The sequence below is a fragment of the Acidovorax sp. BL-A-41-H1 genome (assembly GCF_051942715.1).
Genome location: NZ_JBPVJQ010000006.1, coordinates 1,548,720 through 1,567,680, shown reverse-complemented (window position 1 = coordinate 1,567,680; position 18,961 = coordinate 1,548,720). Strand labels below are relative to the sequence as shown.

21 protein-coding genes are annotated in these 18,961 nt (G+C 63.4%); 12 read left to right on the top strand and 9 right to left on the bottom strand.

The annotated features are described in order from the left end of the window. The 6 genes from ACTPOI_RS20495 to ACTPOI_RS20470 all read left to right on the top strand — a co-directional run bounded on the left by ACTPOI_RS20495 (position 1) and on the right by ACTPOI_RS20470 (position 5,632). Positions 1-345: a TIGR01244 family sulfur transferase gene (locus ACTPOI_RS20495; RefSeq protein WP_440112180.1), complete on the top strand. Its 345-nt coding sequence runs from the start codon at positions 1-3 to the stop codon at positions 343-345. A gap of 30 nt (positions 346-375) precedes the next feature. Further along, positions 376-2,142 carry a SulP family inorganic anion transporter gene (locus tag ACTPOI_RS20490; protein ID WP_440112177.1) on the top strand — a complete coding sequence of 589 codons (1,767 nt, stop codon included), beginning with the start codon at positions 376-378 and terminating at the stop codon, positions 2,140-2,142. Positions 2,143-2,416: 274 nt separating this feature from the next. Then, a complete protein-coding gene (locus ACTPOI_RS20485; RefSeq protein ID WP_440112175.1) occupies positions 2,417-2,965 on the top strand; it encodes a VC1465 family Xer recombination activation factor in 549 nt (182 codons plus the stop codon). Positions 2,966-3,362: 397 nt separating this feature from the next. Further along, entirely contained in the window at positions 3,363-3,887 is a 525-nt protein-coding gene (locus ACTPOI_RS20480) for a VC1465 family Xer recombination activation factor (RefSeq protein WP_440112173.1), read from the top strand. 309 nt (positions 3,888-4,196) lie between these two features. After that, complete coding sequence (locus tag ACTPOI_RS20475) at positions 4,197-4,421, top strand: hypothetical protein (protein ID WP_440112171.1); 225 nt, start codon at positions 4,197-4,199, stop codon at positions 4,419-4,421. 407 nt (positions 4,422-4,828) lie between these two features. Beyond that, positions 4,829-5,632, top strand: coding sequence for an SDR family NAD(P)-dependent oxidoreductase (locus ACTPOI_RS20470; protein WP_440112168.1), 804 nt, complete (start codon positions 4,829-4,831; stop codon positions 5,630-5,632). Between the two features lie 89 nt (positions 5,633-5,721). Here ACTPOI_RS20470 and ACTPOI_RS20465 read toward each other — a convergent pair whose 3' ends face one another. The 3 genes from ACTPOI_RS20465 to ACTPOI_RS20455 are packed head-to-tail and all read right to left on the bottom strand — an operon-like array spanning position 5,722 to position 8,249. Then, positions 5,722-7,137 carry an MATE family efflux transporter gene (locus ACTPOI_RS20465; protein ID WP_440112166.1) on the bottom strand — a complete coding sequence of 472 codons (1,416 nt, stop codon included), beginning with the start codon at positions 7,135-7,137 and terminating at the stop codon, positions 5,722-5,724. Beyond that, on the bottom strand, positions 7,134-7,661 hold the full coding sequence (locus ACTPOI_RS20460) for a MaoC family dehydratase (protein ID WP_440112163.1): 528 nt from the start codon (positions 7,659-7,661) through the stop codon (positions 7,134-7,136). Before ACTPOI_RS20460 ends, ACTPOI_RS20465 begins: the two co-directional genes overlap by 4 nt. A gap of 57 nt (positions 7,662-7,718) precedes the next feature. Continuing rightward, positions 7,719-8,249 (bottom strand): MarR family winged helix-turn-helix transcriptional regulator, encoded by a 531-nt coding sequence (locus ACTPOI_RS20455; protein ID WP_440112160.1) that lies wholly within the window; start codon positions 8,247-8,249, stop codon positions 7,719-7,721. A gap of 104 nt (positions 8,250-8,353) precedes the next feature. Between ACTPOI_RS20455 and ACTPOI_RS20450 the strand changes: the two genes are divergently transcribed. Next, positions 8,354-8,905, top strand: coding sequence for a PaaI family thioesterase (locus ACTPOI_RS20450; RefSeq protein ID WP_440112158.1), 552 nt, complete (start codon positions 8,354-8,356; stop codon positions 8,903-8,905). Then, positions 8,902-9,315: a lactoylglutathione lyase gene (gene gloA / locus ACTPOI_RS20445; protein ID WP_440112156.1), complete on the top strand. Its 414-nt coding sequence runs from the start codon at positions 8,902-8,904 to the stop codon at positions 9,313-9,315. Before ACTPOI_RS20450 ends, gloA begins: the two co-directional genes overlap by 4 nt. Before the next feature lie 133 nt (positions 9,316-9,448). Here gloA and ACTPOI_RS20440 read toward each other — a convergent pair whose 3' ends face one another. Beyond that, positions 9,449-9,961 (bottom strand): OmpA family protein, encoded by a 513-nt coding sequence (locus ACTPOI_RS20440; RefSeq protein ID WP_440112154.1) that lies wholly within the window; start codon positions 9,959-9,961, stop codon positions 9,449-9,451. A gap of 162 nt (positions 9,962-10,123) precedes the next feature. Here ACTPOI_RS20440 and ACTPOI_RS20435 point away from each other — a divergent pair, with 162 nt between their 5' ends. Both ACTPOI_RS20435 and ACTPOI_RS20430 read left to right on the top strand, forming a co-directional pair. After that, positions 10,124-10,717, top strand: coding sequence for a gamma-glutamylcyclotransferase (locus ACTPOI_RS20435; RefSeq protein ID WP_440112152.1), 594 nt, complete (start codon positions 10,124-10,126; stop codon positions 10,715-10,717). 176 nt (positions 10,718-10,893) lie between these two features. After that, positions 10,894-11,424, top strand: a complete 531-nt coding sequence (locus ACTPOI_RS20430) for a superoxide dismutase family protein (RefSeq protein WP_440112150.1) — start codon at positions 10,894-10,896, stop codon at positions 11,422-11,424. Between the two features lie 147 nt (positions 11,425-11,571). On the opposite strand, the gene ACTPOI_RS20425 is transcribed toward ACTPOI_RS20430, so the two are convergent. The 4 genes from ACTPOI_RS20425 to ACTPOI_RS20410 all read right to left on the bottom strand — a co-directional run bounded on the left by ACTPOI_RS20425 (position 11,572) and on the right by ACTPOI_RS20410 (position 16,289). Beyond that, positions 11,572-12,135: a nucleotidyltransferase family protein gene (locus tag ACTPOI_RS20425; RefSeq protein ID WP_440112147.1), complete on the bottom strand. Its 564-nt coding sequence runs from the start codon at positions 12,133-12,135 to the stop codon at positions 11,572-11,574. Positions 12,136-12,213: 78 nt separating this feature from the next. Beyond that, complete coding sequence (locus ACTPOI_RS20420) at positions 12,214-13,335, bottom strand: serine hydrolase (RefSeq protein ID WP_440112145.1); 1,122 nt, start codon at positions 13,333-13,335, stop codon at positions 12,214-12,216. A 181-nt stretch (positions 13,336-13,516) separates the two neighbouring features. Next, entirely contained in the window at positions 13,517-15,805 is a 2,289-nt protein-coding gene (locus ACTPOI_RS20415; protein ID WP_440112142.1) for a molybdopterin cofactor-binding domain-containing protein, read from the bottom strand. A gap of 22 nt (positions 15,806-15,827) precedes the next feature. Beyond that, entirely contained in the window at positions 15,828-16,289 is a 462-nt protein-coding gene (locus tag ACTPOI_RS20410) for a (2Fe-2S)-binding protein (RefSeq protein ID WP_440112140.1), read from the bottom strand. A gap of 164 nt (positions 16,290-16,453) precedes the next feature. Here ACTPOI_RS20410 and pdxH point away from each other — a divergent pair, with 164 nt between their 5' ends. Together pdxH and ACTPOI_RS20400 are read left to right on the top strand one after the other, a co-directional pair. Next, a complete protein-coding gene (gene pdxH, locus ACTPOI_RS20405; RefSeq protein WP_440112137.1) occupies positions 16,454-17,092 on the top strand; it encodes a pyridoxamine 5'-phosphate oxidase in 639 nt (212 codons plus the stop codon). Further along, positions 17,031-17,819 (top strand): hypothetical protein, encoded by a 789-nt coding sequence (locus tag ACTPOI_RS20400; protein ID WP_440112135.1) that lies wholly within the window; start codon positions 17,031-17,033, stop codon positions 17,817-17,819. Before pdxH ends, ACTPOI_RS20400 begins: the two co-directional genes overlap by 62 nt. Positions 17,820-17,853: 34 nt before the next feature. Here ACTPOI_RS20400 and ACTPOI_RS20395 read toward each other — a convergent pair whose 3' ends face one another. Next, entirely contained in the window at positions 17,854-18,810 is a 957-nt protein-coding gene (locus tag ACTPOI_RS20395) for an AEC family transporter (RefSeq protein WP_440112134.1), read from the bottom strand. Positions 18,811-18,961: the final 151 nt, after the last annotated feature.

Genomic DNA, 18,961 nt, shown 5'->3' with positions numbered 1-18,961 from the left:
ATGCCGCTGCAAATTCTCAGTCTCACGCCACGCTTCGCGGCTTCGCCGCAACTTGGCGAAGCCGACTTTGCCGAGGTGGCGGCGCGCGGTTTCACCACGGTGATCAACAACCGGCCGGACGGGGAGGGCGGGCCTGCGCAGCCTGTCAGTGCCGATCTGGAGCGCGCCGCGGTGGCCGCGGGCCTGCGCTACGTGTACTTGCCTGTGGTCAGCGGCTCCATCACGGCCGCACAGGTAGGCGCCATGCATGAAGCCTTGCATGGCTCGGCAGGCATGACGCTGGCGTTCTGCCGGTCCGGGGCGCGTTCTGCACAGCTTTTCGGGCTGACGCAGACACCGGACTGAGCCGCTGATTCGGCCAACCCATTGATGCGCATGAAGATCCTGCCCGAATGGTTGCGCGGCTACCGCAAGCCATGGCTGGCGGGCGACATGGTGGCAGGGGCCATCGTGACGGTGATGCTGATCCCGCAAAGCCTGGCCTATGCCTTGCTCGCCGGTCTGCCACCGCAGATGGGCCTGTACGCCAGCATTCTGCCCATCGTGGCCTATGCGTGGCTGGGTTCCAGCATGACGCTGGCCGTGGGGCCGGTGGCGGTGGCTTCGCTCATGACCGCCAGCGCGCTGCAGCCGCTGGCAGCGGCGGGCTCGCCCGAATACGTGGCGCTGGCCATGCTGCTGGCGCTGCTCTCAGGCGGCATGCTCCTGGCATTCGGGGCATTGCGCCTCGGCTTCCTGGCCCACTTTCTCAGCCATCCCGTCATCAGCGGCTTCATCTCGGGCTCGGCCATCCTGATTGCCGTGGGTCAACTCAGGCACCTGCTGGGCGTGAAGGCTGGCGGGACGCATGCGCTGGATTCGCTGGTGAACCTTGCGCAGGCCTTGCCATCTACCAACCTCACCACGCTCGCGCTCGGCGGAGGAAGCTTGTTGTTTCTGTGGGCGGCACGCAAGTTTCTGGCGCAATGGCTGGTAAGGGCAGGGCTGGCCGACAAAACGGCCGAGCTGATCGCCAAACTGGCACCTATGGTGGCCGTGGTGGTATCGACAGCCCTGGTGGCATGGCTGCAGCTGGATGGTTCTGCCGGAGTGAGCGTGGTGGGGGCAGTCCCCCAAGGGCTGCCAGCCATCGGGGTGCCTGCCATTGATGCGGGCGTGGTGTCACAGCTTTGGCTGCCGGCTCTGCTGATCTCACTGGTGGGCTTTGTGGAAAGTGTGTCGGTCGCGCAGTCGCTGGCACTCAGGCGCCAGCAGCGCATCCAACCCAACAACGAGCTGCTCGGGCTGGGCGCCGCCAACGTGGCGAGCGCCCTGTCTGGTGGGTTCCCTGTGACAGGCGGCTTTGCGCGGTCGGTCGTCAACTTTGCGGCAGGCGCGAACACCCCGTTGGCCGGGGTCATCGCAGCAGCGCTAATGGCGGTTGTGCTGGCGGGTTTTACAGGTCTGTTCCATTACCTGTCGCATGCCGTGCTGGCCGCCACCATCATTGCAGCAGTGGTCTCGCTGATTGACCTGCAGACCCTGCGTGAGGCCTGGCGATATGACAAAGCCGATGCGCTGGCGCTGATCGCCACCGCAGGCGGCGTGATCGGATTGGGCGTGGAGGCCGGCATCCTGCTGGGCGTGGCGCTGTCGCTGGGTACGCTGGTGTGGCGTAGCAGCCATCCACACATCGCCGTCATCGGCCGTGTGCCTGGCACACAGCATTTCCGCAACGTGGCACGGCACGCGGTGCAGACGCAGCCAGGACTGGTAGCCCTGCGGGTGGACGAGAACCTGTTTTTTGCCAACGCGGGCGTACTGCAGGACACCGTGGAGGGGCAGCTGGCGCAACAGCCGGAGGCAAGGCAGGTGCTGCTGGTGTTTTCCGCCGTCAACCAGGTGGATGTGACGGCGCTCGGCGTGCTCTCGGAAATGGAGCGTAGCCTTTGGCAACGGGGTATCGGGCTGCTGCTGGCTGAAGTGAAGGGACCCGTGTGGGACCGCCTGCGCTCTACACAGTTCGGGCAAAGGATGGCCGGCCGGGTGTTTCTGAGCACGCACGAGGCATTTGACTGGGCCCGAGAGGTGCACGACCTGCGCGAGGACTCCGCAGTGGCATCGCCAGAAGGCCACCCGGCCAGAGCCCACGGCACGTTGTAGGCTGTTCGCAGCGACATGGGTACGCCTTGGGGGCCACCAATCCGGGCTCCCTGGATTGAGAAACGCAGGCGAGACGCGCGCGTCTGGTTTGGCGTGGGGAGTGCGGTGCGGCCTGGTCGGGCCGCTGATCGCTATGGATGCGCGATCTGGATGCGAAGCCCGGTTAAGCCTCTTTGACTTAACATAATATACATCGTATCTAGTACGTCAACGGGGCAAGCACACACGCTTTGACCCCGACACCCGCGCCCAGCTTGCGCAGAGCTTCCGGGCGATGTACCGCAACCTCGGCTGGGATCAGGCCGCCTGTGCGAAAAATCTTCACATCACCCGTCGCACTTTACATAACTGGGAATCCGGGCGGCACGACATCCCCTACACGGCTTACCGCCTGCTGCGCCTGCTCAACCGGATGGAGCTACCGGGCGAGTCCTGGTCTGGCTGGTGCTTTCACGGCGGCGTCCTGTATTCACCCGAGGGCCGGGGTTTTGTGGGGACGGACGGTTCATGGTGGTCATTGCTCGTTCGTCGTGCTGCCATGTTCGATCACCTCTTCCAGCTGGTACAGAAAGGGGCAGCGGCGGCTCAGGCATGGACGGACGGTGGGGTGTCCGATAGGGCGCCCCACGGGCCGGCCGGGGGTGATGCTGCCGGCCCCACGGCGCCAGCCGGGGGGCGGCGCGAAGCGCCGGCCCTAGATTTATCAATAAGACATATCTCGACCATCACCAAAAAAGGCGGCCTCGAACCTCACTCGGCTGCTATCAAATTTACGCCGATGAATTCCGCATCGTGGAAGCTGATACAGGGGGGTGGCTCATGAGCCGGTTCCCTGTGGATGCGGTCTATCGCTACTGGCTGGGTCAAAGCAAAGCCCGGCGAAGGTCGAAACCGGATGGGGGAATGGGGGGCACCCCCATGTCAGCCGTCGCACAACCGGTGCCCCCTGCTCCTGGGCAAGCTGCCAACGATGGGGCCTTCGATCAGGCGGGGGGCCTACCGCGTGGCGCACTCCCTGCCCTTCCCGGGCCGTCTACGCGCCCTGAAAAGCGGTATTCGGATTATGTGGACAAGCACAAAGAAGATTATCCTCACGGGGGTGGAAGATAATGACCTATACATCGTATCTATTGAAGCAGCGCGGCAAGCATCGGCGGTTTGATCCCGATACCCGCGCTGAGCTTGCTTATCGGTTCCGGACCATGTACCGAAGCCTTGGTATGAATGTCGAGACCTGCGCGCAGTTTCTTCACATCACCGAGCGCACTTTACGTAACTGGGAGTCCGGCAAGCACGACATCCCTTTTTCGGCCTACAAGCTCCTGCGCCTGCTCACCGGCATGGAGCTGCCCGGCCCGACGTGGGAAGGCTGGTGCTTTCACAGCGGCAAGCTCTGGTCACCTGAAGGCCATGGGTTCACCGGCAAGGACGGATCTCACTGGCACCTGCTTGTCAGTCAGGCTCGGCTATTTCCTGAGATGTGCCGCAAGGTCTCACAGCTCGAAGCCACCCTCCGGACACGCACAGGTGCCGAAGGTGCTGCGCGCGCGGAGCCGGGGCTGCAAGCGGAGCGCAGCCACGGGGCCGCGGGCGAAGCGACTCGCCACCCGGCTGCGGCCGGGGGGCGGCGCGAAGCGCCGGCCCTAGATTTATCCCTAATACACATTGGCACATCTAATTTAAATTTTGCTGCCAATGCTGGTTCTTACGCTATGAAACCAATAGCACTGAAGGTGGGCACATGACGCGACGGGTTCGGTTTGTTTCTGGTGGGCTGTCTGGCTCCGTAGGGGCCAAGGCTGGCAAGTGCCCGGGCCCTGCATTGCCTGCCACCGAGTCGGCTGCCGACGGTGAGGGTGTGTACATCCGGCCACGTCAGTCCCTGACGCTCATGGAGCGGCTTTTAGTGCGGGGTGGGGCCATGCCTGCCCCTGCTCCAGTTCCGGCGCCTAAGAAGCGCGGAAGGCCTCGCAAAGAGGCGAAGTAAAGCGGGGGGTGCGGGTGGTGCAACACCCTCCCCCCTCACCATTGAACCACCCTGTAGGAGTTGAAAAATGGCTGATGCCGATTCTAGTGACACCCAGTTGGCCGAACTGGAGACCTTCACCCGCTCGCTGTATGACCTGAGCTGCGAGATTGATGCCGTGGCCCAAGTGGCCTCCGTCGATGATGCGTCGCCCATTGCGCCGCTGGGCTTCTTGCTGTCGCGTTTCTCTGAGCGCATGGCCATGCAGGTTGCTGGCCTGCAGCAGGTCCTCACCAAGGGCCACACGTCATGAGCAAGCCACCTGACGCGGTGTACCGCTATTGGCTCGCGCAACGCAGGGGTATGGGGCAACGCCCCATGTCAGGGCCACGCTCTGAGCCTGTGCCGGTTGCAAAAGGGCTTGTCGTTGGCATGGTTGAACTGCCCTGCCCTCAATACCCGCCAGTCATGGTCGATCGTGCCAGCGAAGCGGCGGACGTTTGTCCAGGGCGATATTCGCGAGACGGGCTGGCAGCAAATGAGGGGACTTATTCGCGCCCTGATGAAAAAAAAGGGCCTGAGATAACCGAACCCCTTTTTTTAGCTACGAATGAAGATTATTATCCTGAGGAGGGAAGATAATGACATATACATCGTATTTACTCAAAGGTACCTATCCAGGAACGCCCAAGGCACCACGAGCCGCTACGATCCAACCCCATGAATACTGCCAACACCCCACAGCTCTCCCCATCCCGCTCGATCCACTTCGGCCATGAAGGCCGCGTCTGCATTGTCACCGGTGGCGCCCAGGGCATCGGCGCTGCCTGCGCGCGCCGGTTTGCTTCCGAAAACGCCAAGGTTGTCATTGCCGACCTGGACGATGAGCGCGGACAGGCGCTGGCGGCCGAACTGAATGCAACCTACGCGCGCTGTGACGTGGGTGACAAGGCCCAGGTGGATGCACTGGTGGCGCGAACGCTGGACATCCACGGCTGCATCGATGTGCTGGTGAACAACGCGGGCATCTTCCGTGCAGCGGATTTTCTGGACGTGACCGAGGCCGACTTTGATGCCGTGCTACGCGTGAACCTCAAGGGCTCGTTTCTGGTGGGCCAGGCGGTGGCGCGGGCCATGGTTGTGTCGGGCGGCGGCTCTATCGTCAACATGAGCTCGGTCAACGGCGTGCTGGCCATCCCCAACATCTCCAGCTACAACGTGAGCAAAGGCGGCATCAACCAACTCACCCGCGTGATGGCGCTGGCACTGGCCGACCGGAACATCCGCGTGAACGCCGTGGCCCCTGGCACCATCGCCACCGAACTGGCTGCCAAGGCGGTACTGACCAGCGACGAGGCCCGCAGCAAGATCATGAGCCGTACGCCCATGAAGCGACTGGGCGAACCATCGGAGATTGCCGATGTGGTGGCCTGGCTGGCCAGCGACGCGGCCAGCTACGTCACGGGCGAAATCGTGACGGTGGATGGCGGGCGCATGACGCTGAACTACACCGTGCCGGTTTGAAGCACGCCATGCTCCGGGCGCATAAATGCTATTGGTTTAGTAGCAATCAAGGCAATTTCTGATTGGACTTGCGGCCGATTTGATCCAGATTACCCCTGCGGTAGGCGGCGCAGCAGCCCTGACGTGCTGCGCGGCCAGCCCACCCGGCCGAACCAGGCGCCACCTGCAATGGCCCAGGCATTGAGCAGGCCATACACCACCATGGCTGCAGCCTGTGCGGCAAACACGCCAGCAAGCCCGCTGCCCCAGTGCAAAGCCATCCAGCCGCCGGCAAGCGCCACCACGAGGCGCGCCACGTTGCCCAGCACCGGCCACAGCAGCCGCCCTGCCCCCTGGGATGCAAAATACAGCACCAGCCCGAGGCCGAAAAAGCCGTACCACGGCCCGACAATGCGCAGGTACTGCGACCCCGCCTCGATCATGGCGGGCTCGGCATTGAACAGCGATAGCCACGCCGCCGGGTAGGCTGCAGCCCACAGGCCGATCGCCTCGGTCATGACAAACGCGATGGCGGCGCCGATCCACGTGGCGCGCAGCGCCCGCTCCCGCTGCCCGGCTCCGATGCAGGTGCCCACCATGGCCACCAGCGGCGCGCCCAGGCCGAACGCCAGCGGCACCAGCAGATACTCAAGCCGTGACGCAGTGCCGTAGCCAGCGATGGCCGCCGTGCCAAAGGCGCCCACCAGCGCCGTCGTGACGCCAATGGCCAGATTGGTTGCGACGGTGGACACCGTGCCCACCAGCCCGACACGCAGGATGTCTGCAAACAGCGCCCACCGGTAGCGGATGCCCGACAGCGAAGGGCGCAGCAGGCTGCGCGGCGACCAGAGGTAGGCCGCCAGCACCGCGCTGCCCGCCAGGTAGTACAGCAGCAGCGCCAGAGCGCCACCGGCAATGCCCATGCCGGGCAGCGGGCCCCAGCCAAAAATCAGCAGCGGCGACAGCGGCAGCAGCAGTGCCGCGCCCACCACCGTCACATACGCGGGAAGCGCCATGTTGCCCGTGCCGCGTATCACGGCCGACAGCGTGTTGAACAGCCACACCAGCAGCGCGCCGCCAAACACCCAGTTCGAATACACCAGCGCTGCATCGAGCGCCGCTCCTGTGCCGCCCATGTGCGCGTACAGCCAGCGCCCTCCTCCCACCACCCCGACCATGAACACCAGCGCAAACACTGCCGCAATCACCAGCGCGTGCAGCACCAGCGCATCGGCATCGGCCCGGCGCCCCCCACCCAGCGCGCGGGCGATGGCCGAGGCAATGCCACCACCCATCGCTCCGGCCGATGTCATCTGCATCAGCATGACCAGCGGAAACACCAGCGCCATGCCTGCCAGCGCATCGGTGCCCAGCTTGCCCACAAAATAGGTCTCGATCAGGCCCACGCCGGCCTGCGCGAGCATCACCAGCACATTGGGCGCGCCCAGGCGGAGCAGCGTGGGTGCGATGGGTGCGTCCAGCAGCAGGCGGGTGCGCGGGTCGAGTGCGGCGGTAGCGGCGGTCATGTGGCTGCGGGTTGGCTGGTGACCGGCCTGCGCGGCACCACGATGCGCACCGTGGCCACCTGCAGCACGTCGCCATGCTGGTTGCGGGTTTCGCTGCGCACGGTCACCATGCCGCGGTCGGGCTTTGACTTCGACGGGGCAATGGCCGTCACCTCGCTCACCACATGCAGCACGTCTGAAGCGCGCGTGGGCCGTGGCCAGGTCAGTTCGCCCCCCGCGCCCACGATGCCGCCAGCAATTGGCAGGCCGCTGATGACCTGCAGGCGCATGGTGACGGCCGCCGTGTGCCAGCCGCTGGCCGCCAGCCCGCCAAACAGGGTGCCGCGCGCGGCATCGTCGTCCAGGTGAAATGGTTGAGGGTCGAATTGCGCGGCAAAGGCCTTGATCTGCGCCTCGTCCATGGCGTGCTCGCCGCTCTGGAAGCGGTCGCCCACGGCCAGGTCATCGAGAAAGATAGTCTGCGCGGCCGGAGCGTGGCGGGAAGCCGCGCTGCGGGCGGCGGTACCGGGGTCGTTGATGGACATGGAGGGTGCCTCTGTTGAGCTTGAAATCACCGTTCGGACGGAGCCTGGCAGCCCGGATCAGTCTGCCTCGCCAGACTCGGCTGCAGGCAGCGCAGCCAGTAGCTCCAGCGAATCGTCTACCAGCGCATGCAACGCCAGCACCCTTTCCACGCCAAGCGCCTCATTCAGCGCCAGTTGCGCGGCCTTCCAGTGGCGTTGCGCTTCGGCGCGTTTTTCGCGTCCCGTGTCGGTGATGTGCACCAGGCGGCTTCGCGCATCTGCGCCCGCCTCGAGCGTCACCCAGCCGGCATCCACCAGCGGGCGCAGGTTGCGGGTGAGCGTGGACGCATCCATCTTCATCGCCGTGGCCAGGTCACCCGGGCGGATGGGCCCGAGTTTGAGCACATGCGACAGCAGCGAATACTGCGTGGTCTTCAGGCCGCACCGCGCCATCTCGGCGTCGTAATGGCTGCCCACGCGGCGCAGCAGCTGGCGCAGCTTGAAATTGGTACAGCCCTGGGGTTGGGGCGCCGCGCCGGACACGGTAGCGGCATTTGCACCTTCGGGCGCGGTCGGGGACGCAGCGTTGCGGGTGTGTTCGGCTTGCATGACTTTAATTGTATCTGCAATAATTGCATATGCAAGCCATCATTCCAGGTTGGACTGGCTGCCCTCTCCTAACGTTCTCCTTTCTACCCTCTGCCTCGTCCGACATGACCCAGCAAAACACCCTTGAGCACTGGCTCGCGCAAGAGCGCGACATCCTTACCACCCTGAACGCAGGCCCCGGCCCGGGCGTGGCCACACGCGAGCAGATTGCGCACCTCAATGGCCTGCAGCAAATGCAGGCCATGCTGCGCGGCGAGCTGCCCTACGCTGCCATCGCCAAGACGCTGGACTTCCTGATCGTGGAGGTAGGCGAAGGCATTGCCGTGTTCCAGGGCACGCCGCGGGCCGAGCACCTGAACCCCATGGGCACCGTGCACGGCGGCTGGTTTGCCACGCTGCTCGATTCGGCCCTGGGCTGCGCGGTGCACACCCGCATGGAGCCAGGCCGTGGCTACACCACGGCCGAGCTGGGCATCAACCTCGTGAAAGCCATCACACCCAAGGTGCAGCGCGTGCGCGCCGAGGGCCGCGTGATCCACTCGGGCCGCCAGCTGGCCACGGCCGAGGCTCGCCTGGTGGGCCCTGACGGCACGCTGTACGCCCACGCCACCACCACCTGCCTGGTTTTCGACTTGCCGGCACAATCGAAAGGATGAGATTCCTTCACACCATGCTGCGCGTTGGCAACCTTCAACGCTCCATTGACTTCTATACCAACGTGCTGGGCATGCAGCTGCTGCGCCAGTCCGAGAACCCCGAGTACAAGTATTCGCTGGCCTTCCTGGGCTTTGACGGCGGCAACCCCGGCCAGGCCGAGATCGAGCTGACCTACAACTGGGGTACCGAGAGCTACGACATGGGCACGGCCTACGGCCACATTGCCCTGGGCGTGCCCGATGTGTACGCCGCTTGCGAAAAGATCAAGGCGGCTGGCGGCAACGTCACGCGCGCAGCCGGCCCGGTCAAGGGCGGCAGCACGGTGATTGCTTTTGTGACCGATCCGGATGGCTACAAGATCGAGCTGATCCAGCGGGCTGCAGGCACCGGCGGCGCCGGCCTGCGGTAATGTTGGCGCTGAGATTGCTATGTAATTCATAGCGTCCAGTGATTGATTTATTTGGGCTTGAGCCCATTTTGGCAATAAAAAACCCGGCAGTGCCGGGTTTTTTACTGGGGCGCACCAGACGAGGTGCGGCTGCTTACTGGGCCAGGGCCACTTCCACGCGGCGGGCTTCGGCGTTGGTGCCGGCAGCGGTGGTTTCTTCGGGCTTCTTCAGCTCGATCTTGTCTTCGGCCACGCCCAGCGCCTTCAGCGCATCGCGCACGGCAAATGCGCGCTGCTTGGCCAGTTCGGCGTTCAGAGCAGCGTCGCCCGTGGCGTCATGGAAACCCGACACCACGGCCTTCTTGCCTTCGGCCACACCCTTGACCACATCGGCCAGGGCTTCGTTGGCGCCTGCAGCCAGATCGGCCTTGGCAGTGGCAAAGTAGAACTTCACCACACCGTTTTCCACGCGCACGCTGGCAGCATCGTCTGCAGCCACTGCAGGCACGGGCGCAGCCGGTGCGGGGGCCGCCACCACGGGCTTGGCAGGGCCGCGCACCTGCTTGACCACCACGGTACCCACCACAGCCGAGACGATCAGTGCGATCAGCGCAAACAGGAAACCGAGGGCAAAACGTTGTTGGCTATCGTCGTCAGAAGCGGACATGAAAACTCCCTGTATGGATGGATGTGTTGATAGAGAAGGAACGCGAAACCGGGTGGGCAAAAGACAGGCAAATCGGCAGACCGGGCGCGCCCACTGTGGCGCAATCACTGCATGCAAGCCCGCTGGCGCCACAAGCGAAGCCTTCGATTGTAAAGTGGCTGCATGACGAATTTGCCCGCGCCCCTGCGAGACCCGGCTCCGATGCTGGAGCGCGCCTTGACCGAATGGGGCGGCCACCAGGACCTGTGGATCTTTGGCTACGGCTCCCTCATCTGGAAGCCCGAGTTTGACTATGCCGAGCGCCGCCCCGCCAAGGTGCATGGCTGGCACCGCGCACTCAAGATGTGGAGCCGCATCAACCGCGGATCGCCAGAGTGCCCAGGGCTGGTGTTTGGCATGCTCTCGGGCGGAAGCTGCCGGGGCATGGTGTTCCGGGTCGACAAGGCGCATGCGCGCCATGTCATGGTCAACCTGTGGCAGCGCGAAATGATCACTGCCGTGTACGACCCGCGCTGGCTCACTTGTCACACCCCGCAGGGCCCCGTGAGCGCACTGGCGTTCACCTTGTCGCGCAAAAGCCCCAACCACACCGGCGAGTTGCCCGACCACGAATACAGCCGCATCTTTTCCCAGGCCTGCGGCCGCTACGGCACCACGCACGATTACGCCCGCGCCACATTCGACGAACTGCGCCGCCACGGCATCCACGACCGGGCCCTGGCCCGGTTGCTCGCGCTGGCCCAAAAAGAGGCATAGTGCGGTGTCGCGCGCCGATACCCTGCAAGGCGCAGGCCGGGAGGTCAAGCTTGTGAACCAGAAGCGCCGTGCGTACACCTGCCCGGCCCGCGGCACCTCATCAAGCAGACCATCCGATTCATCGACTGGCCATACCGCCACCACAGCACACTCATCACAACGAAGGAGAGCGCGTCATGAAGCAAAAGTACCTCGGAATTGCACTTTCAGCCCTTGCAGCCATTGCCCTGGCAGGCTGCGCCGGCTATTCATCGTCGGGCCCTAGCGCCATTGCCAAGCTGGAACCTACCCGCGGCAACACCACCGCCGGCACCGTCAGCTTTGTCCAGGCGGGCGATATGGTCAAGGTGTCGGGCACCATCACGGGCCTCAAGCCCGGTGCCGAGCACGGTTTTCATGTGCATGAAAAAGGCGACTGCAGCAGTGGCGATGGCATGAGCACCGGCGGCCACTTCAACCCCGGCGGCAAGCCGCACGGCAACCACGGCATGGGTGAACACCACGCTGGCGACCTGCCCAGCCTGAAGGCCGACGCCAGCGGCACCGCCAAGTTCAGCTTCGATTCGCGCACCATCCGCGTGGGCAGCGCTGACAACAACATCGTGGGCAAGGGCCTCATCGTGCACCGCGACCCCGACGACTACAAAACCCAGCCCACCGGCAACGCGGGGCCACGGCTGGCCTGCGCGGTGATTGCGGCCAAGTAACGAGCAGCAAGCACTGCACAACCCGGCGGGTGACGGCCTCTTTTGCCGCCGCCGCCCGCCGAAGCAAAAAGCCGCTGCAACCACAGCGGCTTTTTCATGGCAACAACGCTTTGGATGCTGCGGCGCAAACAGGCTCCTGCGATCAGATCACCCCGCCTGCCGCAGATGCCAAAGCGCCTCGGCCCGCGCCAGCGCATCCAGGGTGTCAATATCCGTTAACACGCCCTCGTCCTGCACCGGCACGGCCAGCCCGCGCCCCTGCCCTGCCCACCTGTGCACCACGGGCGCGGCGCCTTTCTCCCCCTGCAGGGCCAGCAGGTCGTCCAGGCAATCCCGCCCAAACGCCACCGGGTGCCCCCGCTCTCCCGCTAACTCGGGCCATGCCACCACGGCCCGCTGGTCCACCAGCACCTGCGCCATGGCCTGCAACGTGGCGGGCTGCACCAGCGGCAAATCGGCCGGCAGCACCAGCCAGCCAGCGGCATCGAGCGTGTGCCGCACCGCCGCCGCTATCGAATCGCCCATGCCGGGGTGGCCCGCGTGTTCCACATGCCACCGCAGGCCGCTGGCGCGCACGGCATCCAGCGTGTGCTGCAGCACCGGCTTGCCCGCAAGCAAGGCTTGCAGCTTGTGCACCGCGCCGCCGGAAGCCTTGAAGCGGTCGCCCCGGCCCGATGCCAGGATGAGGACGGTGGGCAGATTGTGGGACATCAGGCGAAGCAATGGCTCAGAGATATCTTTTCTTATTCTTGGTTTAAGGAGGCAGCCTGGATCCCTGAGATCATATTTTTATCTTGTCCACTCATCAAAAAGCTTGTAAGTCGGCATTACCGCCCCTGATTTCGCCGAGAGTAATACGATCACCTTGCCCGACCTCAGGTCGATCCCGATTCGCTGTCCGCCGTAGCCATTTAACCATGCGGACTCAGTCGAGATGAACCGGTTCGCCACCCAAAATTGATATCCGTACCCTGCAAACGCAGGCCCAACTTTTGAACGATTTTCAATCTGTTTTCCCGTAGCGCTCCGGATATATTTTCCCAAACAATCGTCGGTTACACGACTATCTCTGACGTAAATCGCAAACCGCCCCCAATCCCTGGCAGTCGCCCCGAACCCGCTTTCTGCGAGTACATCACCGTTCCTGTCGATAACGGCCTCGGCAACATCCTCTGCTCCGATTTTGGTCCAGACATTCCGGGACAAAATTTCGCTGAATTTGGACTGTGCGCCATCGGCGAGCGCTATTGAGATGGCCGCCGTATCGAGCCCTTTATAAGTAAAGGAGCCTTTGGTCGATGGATCCGGATGGTTGACGCCAAATTCGCTGAATGAATGTCTCAGAGTCCTCGTGCGTGATGCACCCAGATGGTAGTTCATGTTCTTTAACGGCATTCCTTCACTAGTGGGCCGCGTCCCAGAACTCGCCATTGTCAACAGTTCTCTGAAGGTGGCGTCACCGTAGGCCGTACCCTGGAGTGATTTTGAGTACCGTGAAGCCGGCTCATCAAGCGATTTGACCGTTCCATCGCAAATTGACTGGCCGAGAGCGACAGATACCAAGCTCTTCGTCATAGACCAGCCTTTGATCCGGGAAGATCCGTCAGCTCCGCCAGCGTAGGCCTCAAAAATTACGTTATTACTGCCATCTATCAAAATGAGTGCCAAGATTGGCTGATTCTCAGAGATATGCTTCGCTTTTGCAACTATCGATTCATCGGCCGAGGAGAGATTACGCTTGACGGGTAAATTCTTGATCGGGCCGGGGCCCTTTTCTACTACTTCGGTTTTGTAAGGGCTTGCTTTCCAATCTCTATAGAAATACTCCGGTCCGAATTCGGCATGACTTACAGAGGCGTTAAGAAGCAATCCAATAAAGCTTACGCCGGTAATCTGCCGCGAACTGCCCACGATATTCTCCCTTATGCGCTCCGTACAAGCATGATGTGTTCAGCGAAACATCGTCAGTATGGCAGGCGACATGTTGACAGAAGACGTTGCCGAAAGATACACCGCAGAACATGGAGACAGACGGGTTAAGAGCCGTAGGCGCAAGGCGACGCACGCCGAGCTACGCCACCCGTCTGTCAGATCAGGCCAGCTTAAACGGCAACTCCCTCGGCGTTTTGCCCGTCAGCTTCCCTACCGCATTCGCAAACGCAGGTGCCAGCGGCGGCAAGCCTGGCTCACCCATCCCCGTAGGCGCCTCCGCACTCGGCACGATGTGCACGGCCACCTGGGGCATGTCGGTGATGCGGGGCACGGCGAAGTCGCCGAAGTTGCTTTGTTCCACCACACCGTCCTTCAGGGTGATGGCTGCGCCGGGCAGACACATCGACAGGCCCATCAGCGCCCCGCCCTGCACCTGGGCTTCCACGCTTTTGGGGTTGACGGCCAGGTTGCAGTGCACGCCTGCGGTCACGGTGTGCAGCTTGGGGGTGCCGTCTTTGCTGACCGATGCTTCGACCACGTACGCGACCACGGAGCTGAACGATTCGTGCACCGCCACGCCCCAGGCGCGGCCAGCAGCCAGCTTCTTCTTGCCGTAGCCGGACTGGGCCACGGCCAGTTGCAGGGCTGCCACATGGCGGGGGTGCTTGTCGCCCATCAGGCGCAGGCGGTAGGCCACGGGGTCCTGCTTGGTGGCGCGGGCCACGTCGTCGATCAGCGTTTCCATGGCGTAGGCGGTGTGGGTGCTGCCCACGCTGCGCCACCACAGCACTGGCACATTCACGTCAGGGTGGTGTACCGACAGCTTCATGGGCACGTTGTAGGGCTCTTTCATGCCCTCTACCGCGGTGGCATCCACGCCGTTTTTGACCATGAACGCCTCGAATGGCGAACCCTTGACGATGGACTGGCCGACGATGGTGTGGTCCCACGCCAGGATGTTGCCCTGGGCGTCAAAGCAGATTTCTGCCCGGTGTACGTGCATGGGGCGGTAGTAGCCGCCCTTGATGTCGTCCTCGCGGCTCCACAGGGTGCGTACCGGCGCGGTGATGCCTGCGGTGCGGGCGGCTTTGGCAACGCCGCAGGCTTCCACCACGTAGTCGCTGGTGGGGATGGCGCGGCGGCCAAAGCCGCCACCGGCCATCTGGGTGTGCACCTTGATGTTTTGCGGAGGAACGCCCAGCACCTTGGCGGCGGCCATGGCGTCCAGGCCGGGCATCTGGGTGCCCATCCACAGTTCTGCTCTCTCGATTCCAGCTGTGCCATCGATCTTGACCGTGCAGTTCAGCGGCTCCATGGGCGCGTGCGCCAGGTAGGGGAAGACGAACTCGGCGCTGATCTTGTGGGGCGCGGTGGCCATGGGGCCCATGTCGGCCTGCATGGCCACGGCGCCGGGCTGGGTGGCCAGGGCGCGGTACTGGGCTAGCAGCTGGGTGGTGTCGGCCTTACCCACGGCCGAGGAGTCCCATTCCACCTTGAGCGCATCGCGCGCCTGCTTCGCGGGCCAGTAGCCGTCGGCAATGATGGCAATGCCTTCGCCGCCGCGGTCGGTGGGCACGCGCAGCACGGCTTTCACACCCTTGATCGCTTTGGCGGCGGTGTCGTCCAACGTCTTGACGCGTGCGCCAAACACGGGTGGGCGGGCCACCACGGCGGTCAGCATGCCGGGCAGGCGTACGTCAATGCCGTAGTCCTGCTGGCCGCTGGATTTGGCCTGGGCATCGAGCCGCGTGGTGGGTTTGCCGATGATGCGGAACTGCTTGGGGTCCTTGAGCGTGACTTTCTCGGGCACGGGCTGCTGCATGGCGGCCTCGGCCAGCGCGCCGTAGCCCAGCTTTTTGCCGCCCGGGCCCACCACAAAGCCTGCGTTGGTGCGCAGTGCCGACCCATCCACGCCCCACTGCGCGGCGGCGGCAGACACCAGCATGGCCCGGGTGCGGGCGCCCAGCTCGCGGTACTGGGTGTACGAGTTTTTCAGCGCGTTGGACCCACCGGTCAGGTGCATGCCAAACGCCGGGTCCACATACGCGGGGTTGGCGTCGCCGTGCACGCTGCGCACCTTGCTCCAGTCGGCGTCCAGCTCTTCGGCCAGGATCATGGGCAGGCCGGTTTGCACGCCCTGGCCAAAGTCCAGGCGGTTGATGGTGACGGTGACGGTGCCATCGGTGTCGATGCGCACAAAGGCCGAGGGCTGCTCGAAGGGCTTGAGGCCAGCCGGTGCTGCAGCGCCTGCGCCCTGGGCGGTGGCAACCAGCGGATAGGCCCCCAGCGCAAAGCCCGATGCGGCTGCAGCCTTCAAAAACGTGCGGCGGGCCACGCCGTCGGCCGATGCAGCGGTTGCTTCGGTATTGATAGCACCTTGGGCTTGATCCATAAGCGCTACCAGGCCTTTTGGCATGTGGGTGCGCGCGGTGTGAGCGTCGAAATGCATGGTGTTCTCCTGCTCGGTGTTCTTAAGCCAGCGTCTTTGCGGCGTCGTGGATGGCGGCGCGGATACGCACATACGTGCCGCAGCGGCACACGTTGCCGGCCATGGCGGCGTCAATGTCGGCGTCAGTGGGCCTTTTTTTACCCTGCAGCAGCGCGGTGGCGCTCATGATCTGGCCGCTCTGGCAGTAGCCGCACTGGGCCACGTCGTGCTTGACCCAGGCGGCGTGCACGGCCTTGCCGACCTTGTCGGTCGTGGTCACGGCTTCGATGGTGGTGATCTTTTGCCCCACCGCCGCCGAGATGGGCGTGATGCAAGAGCGCACAGGCGCGCCGTTCAGGTGCACGGTGCAGGCACCGCACAGCGCCTGGCCGCAGCCAAACTTGGTTCCGGTCATGCCCAGCGTGTCGCGCAGGGCCCAGAGGATGGGGGTGGAGTCGTCGGCGTCTACCGCCGTGTTCTTGCCGTTGATGTTCAGGGTGGGCATGGGTCAATCTCCAGATGGCGCCAGCGCACGCGGGCCGGCGGGGTGCAAAACATTGGCGCGATTAAAGCCCAATCACCGCAGTTGTGCTGGCAGTCGGTCTTGTGCTGACGCGGGCTTGTCCGAGCGCAGAACGCGGCATGCGAGCGCATTGCACAATGGCACACATGACTTCCTCCATTGCCGACCTTCGCAAAAGCTACGAGCGTGCCGAACTCAACGAAGACGCCTCGCACGCCGCCCCCCTGCAGCAGTTTGACCAGTGGCTGAAAGAAGCCATCAGCGCCGAGGTGCCCGAGCCCAACGCCATGACGCTGGCCACCGTGGGCGGCGACCTGCGCCCCAGCACGCGCATTGTGCTCATCAAGGGCTATGACGAGCGCGGCATTGTCTGGTTTACCAACTACGACAGCCGCAAGGGCCGCCAGATTGCCGGCAACCCGTATGCGGCCATCCAGTTCCACTGGGTAGAGCTGGAACGCGTGGTGCGCATCGAGGGCGTGGTGGAAAAGGTGAGCGACGAGGAAAGCGACGAATACTTTGCCAGCCGCCCGCTGGATTCGCGCATTGGCGCCTGGGCCAGCCCGCAAAGCCAGGTCATCAGCGGCCGGGGCGTGCTGGTGGCCAACGCTGCCAAATACGGCGCGCAGTTCATGCTCAAGCCGCCGCGCCCGCCACACTGGGGCGGGTATCGCCTGAAGCCCGACCAGTGGGAGTTCTGGCAAGGCCGCAAGAGCCGCCTGCATGACCGCCTACAGTACCGGCTGGACGGTAGCGACTGGGTTCGCGAGCGGTTGGCGCCGTGAACTAATTGGAGTTGCTGTTATGGATGACGGCGATAAAATTCGCAGGAATTTGGTAACTTTTTGCTTCTATATAATAATATCTTATTGGCTTTCTTTTTCTTTGTTGGATGTTTTTTCCTTCAAAACGCCACTTGCTATTGACGGAAGAAAATATATTATATCCGTTTGGATTGTCTACATTTATTTTCTAGCACGCTATCGTTGGTCGGAAGAATACGACTCCCAAATGCGCCTAAAAGAGTGTAGGTACAAAGAATCCGTCTCGAAACTGATTAGGCCGCGCCTAATATCGGAAGCGAAGCGATTTTCACACCTTGGCATTAACGGTAATTGGCGGGGTATATTTGATAGTTTCGACGATATTATCCCCTCTGCCGCGAGCATCCCGGAATCGATTCAGTTGCTAAAAGATAGAGGTGGCCAAGGCGAGCTCGTGGTAAAAATGCTTCCAGATAGCATAATCGATGACGTGAGTTGGACTGGATTTGTCCCCGGATACTACTCGTTCTCAATGCACCGAGGAGTGAATTCAATAGGGGAAGACTATCAAGTTGGTGCAATGATCGGTTACTCATTCCCCTTGTGGTGGACTTTTTTTCAGTGGCTAAGGCTTCGTTTTGCCTTAATCGCTTATTCCAAGCATGGAATGGAAGTGCAAATTCCGGTTTACATCGCAGTTTTGGCAAACGGTGTGCTCGCACTGCAAACTGCCGCATTATTCAAATAAGCTCTGTACGACTGAATTACATCCGCGCGACGCACTACCCAGCCACCCAGCGCGTGACCGCCAGGATCACCACCGGCACGGTGACCAGCGCCAGCGCGGTAGACACCGCCACGCTCGCGGTCACCTCGTCTTCGGCCACGCCGTAGCGCTGCGCAAACAAGAACACGTTGGCCCCCACCGGCAGCGATGCCGCCACGATCATCACCGCCAGCGGCAGGCCCGACAGGCCCAGTGCCAAGCCCAGCGCTGCGAGCACGATGGGGTGCGCCACGCACTTGACCAGCGCAATGCGCAGCGCGGCCCTGAAATGGTGGCCCACCTTGGTGAAGGCCAGCGTCACGCCCACCAGCAGCAGCGCAATGGGCCCCAGCGCCTGGCCCAGCAGCAGCAGGGGCTTGTCGACCACCTGCGGCACCACCAGCCCCGTCTGCGCAAACAGCAGGCCCGCAATGATGGGCAGCGGCACCGGGTGCAGGATGCCGTTGCGAACCGCCTGCAGCACCGTGCGCCACATGGCCTGCTGCGCCCCGCCCGAACGGCCGGCGTGCTCGCGCGCTGCGGCCAGCTCGAACACCACGGTGGCAGCGGTCAGCAGGATGAGCGAATGCACCGAGATCAGGGTGAACAGCGTGACCAGCCCGGCATCGCCAAACACCAGGCCCACCAGCGGCACGCCGATCATCAGCGTGTTGCTGAAGGTGTTGGCCAGCGCCCGCGCCGCTGCCAAACTGGAAAAACCCTGCACCGCCAGCGTGGCGGCATACACCAGGCCAAACGCCACAAAGTAGATGCCCACAGGGCCGAAGTCGAGGTTCTCGATGTGCACCGTGCTCATGGTGCGAAACAGCAGCGCGGGCGTGAGCACCATGAACACGAGGTTGGCTAGGTCCTTGACTGCCTCGGCACGGATCCAGCCGCGCCGGCCCACGTAAAACCCGAGGGCAATGAACAGGATGACGGGGAGCAGCGAGGTGACGACGGGGGAGTTCAAGGCAGGGCAGACGGGTGCAGCGCAGCGGGCGCCCCGCACACAGCAAGAGGTGGGGGCCAGCCGGCAAGGCGGCTGCACGCGCTTCAGGAGAAAGCGGATGCGGGCGATTCTCCCTCAACTCACCGCCGCCAGCGTGCAAGCGCGCTGCCGC

What these genes read in the sequence shown, in the direction of transcription:
- ACTPOI_RS20425 (WP_440112147.1), bottom strand. Translation starts at nt 12,135, where the DNA reads ATGTCCCACAATCTGCCCACCGTCCTCATCCTGGCATCGGGCCGGGGC.
- ACTPOI_RS20450 (WP_440112158.1), top strand. Translation starts at nt 8,354, where the DNA reads ATGACCCAGCAAAACACCCTTGAGCACTGGCTCGCGCAAGAGCGCGAC.
- ACTPOI_RS20470 (WP_440112168.1), top strand. Translation starts at nt 4,829, where the DNA reads ATGAATACTGCCAACACCCCACAGCTCTCCCCATCCCGCTCGATCCAC.
- ACTPOI_RS20460 (WP_440112163.1), bottom strand. Translation starts at nt 7,661, where the DNA reads ATGTCCATCAACGACCCCGGTACCGCCGCCCGCAGCGCGGCTTCCCGC.
- ACTPOI_RS20485 (WP_440112175.1), top strand. Translation starts at nt 2,417, where the DNA reads ATGTACCGCAACCTCGGCTGGGATCAGGCCGCCTGTGCGAAAAATCTT.
- ACTPOI_RS20410 (WP_440112140.1), bottom strand. Translation starts at nt 16,289, where the DNA reads ATGCCCACCCTGAACATCAACGGCAAGAACACGGCGGTAGACGCCGAC.
- ACTPOI_RS20400 (WP_440112135.1), top strand. Translation starts at nt 17,031, where the DNA reads ATGACCGCCTACAGTACCGGCTGGACGGTAGCGACTGGGTTCGCGAGC.
- ACTPOI_RS20480 (WP_440112173.1), top strand. Translation starts at nt 3,363, where the DNA reads ATGAATGTCGAGACCTGCGCGCAGTTTCTTCACATCACCGAGCGCACT.
- ACTPOI_RS20490 (WP_440112177.1), top strand. Translation starts at nt 376, where the DNA reads ATGAAGATCCTGCCCGAATGGTTGCGCGGCTACCGCAAGCCATGGCTG.
- ACTPOI_RS20435 (WP_440112152.1), top strand. Translation starts at nt 10,124, where the DNA reads ATGACGAATTTGCCCGCGCCCCTGCGAGACCCGGCTCCGATGCTGGAG.
- ACTPOI_RS20455 (WP_440112160.1), bottom strand. Translation starts at nt 8,249, where the DNA reads ATGCAAGCCGAACACACCCGCAACGCTGCGTCCCCGACCGCGCCCGAA.
- pdxH (WP_440112137.1), top strand. Translation starts at nt 16,454, where the DNA reads ATGACTTCCTCCATTGCCGACCTTCGCAAAAGCTACGAGCGTGCCGAA.
- ACTPOI_RS20430 (WP_440112150.1), top strand. Translation starts at nt 10,894, where the DNA reads ATGAAGCAAAAGTACCTCGGAATTGCACTTTCAGCCCTTGCAGCCATT.
- ACTPOI_RS20495 (WP_440112180.1), top strand. Translation starts at nt 1, where the DNA reads ATGCCGCTGCAAATTCTCAGTCTCACGCCACGCTTCGCGGCTTCGCCG.
- ACTPOI_RS20465 (WP_440112166.1), bottom strand. Translation starts at nt 7,137, where the DNA reads ATGACCGCCGCTACCGCCGCACTCGACCCGCGCACCCGCCTGCTGCTG.
- ACTPOI_RS20415 (WP_440112142.1), bottom strand. Translation starts at nt 15,805, where the DNA reads ATGCATTTCGACGCTCACACCGCGCGCACCCACATGCCAAAAGGCCTG.
- gloA (WP_440112156.1), top strand. Translation starts at nt 8,902, where the DNA reads ATGAGATTCCTTCACACCATGCTGCGCGTTGGCAACCTTCAACGCTCC.
- ACTPOI_RS20440 (WP_440112154.1), bottom strand. Translation starts at nt 9,961, where the DNA reads ATGTCCGCTTCTGACGACGATAGCCAACAACGTTTTGCCCTCGGTTTC.
- ACTPOI_RS20475 (WP_440112171.1), top strand. Translation starts at nt 4,197, where the DNA reads ATGGCTGATGCCGATTCTAGTGACACCCAGTTGGCCGAACTGGAGACC.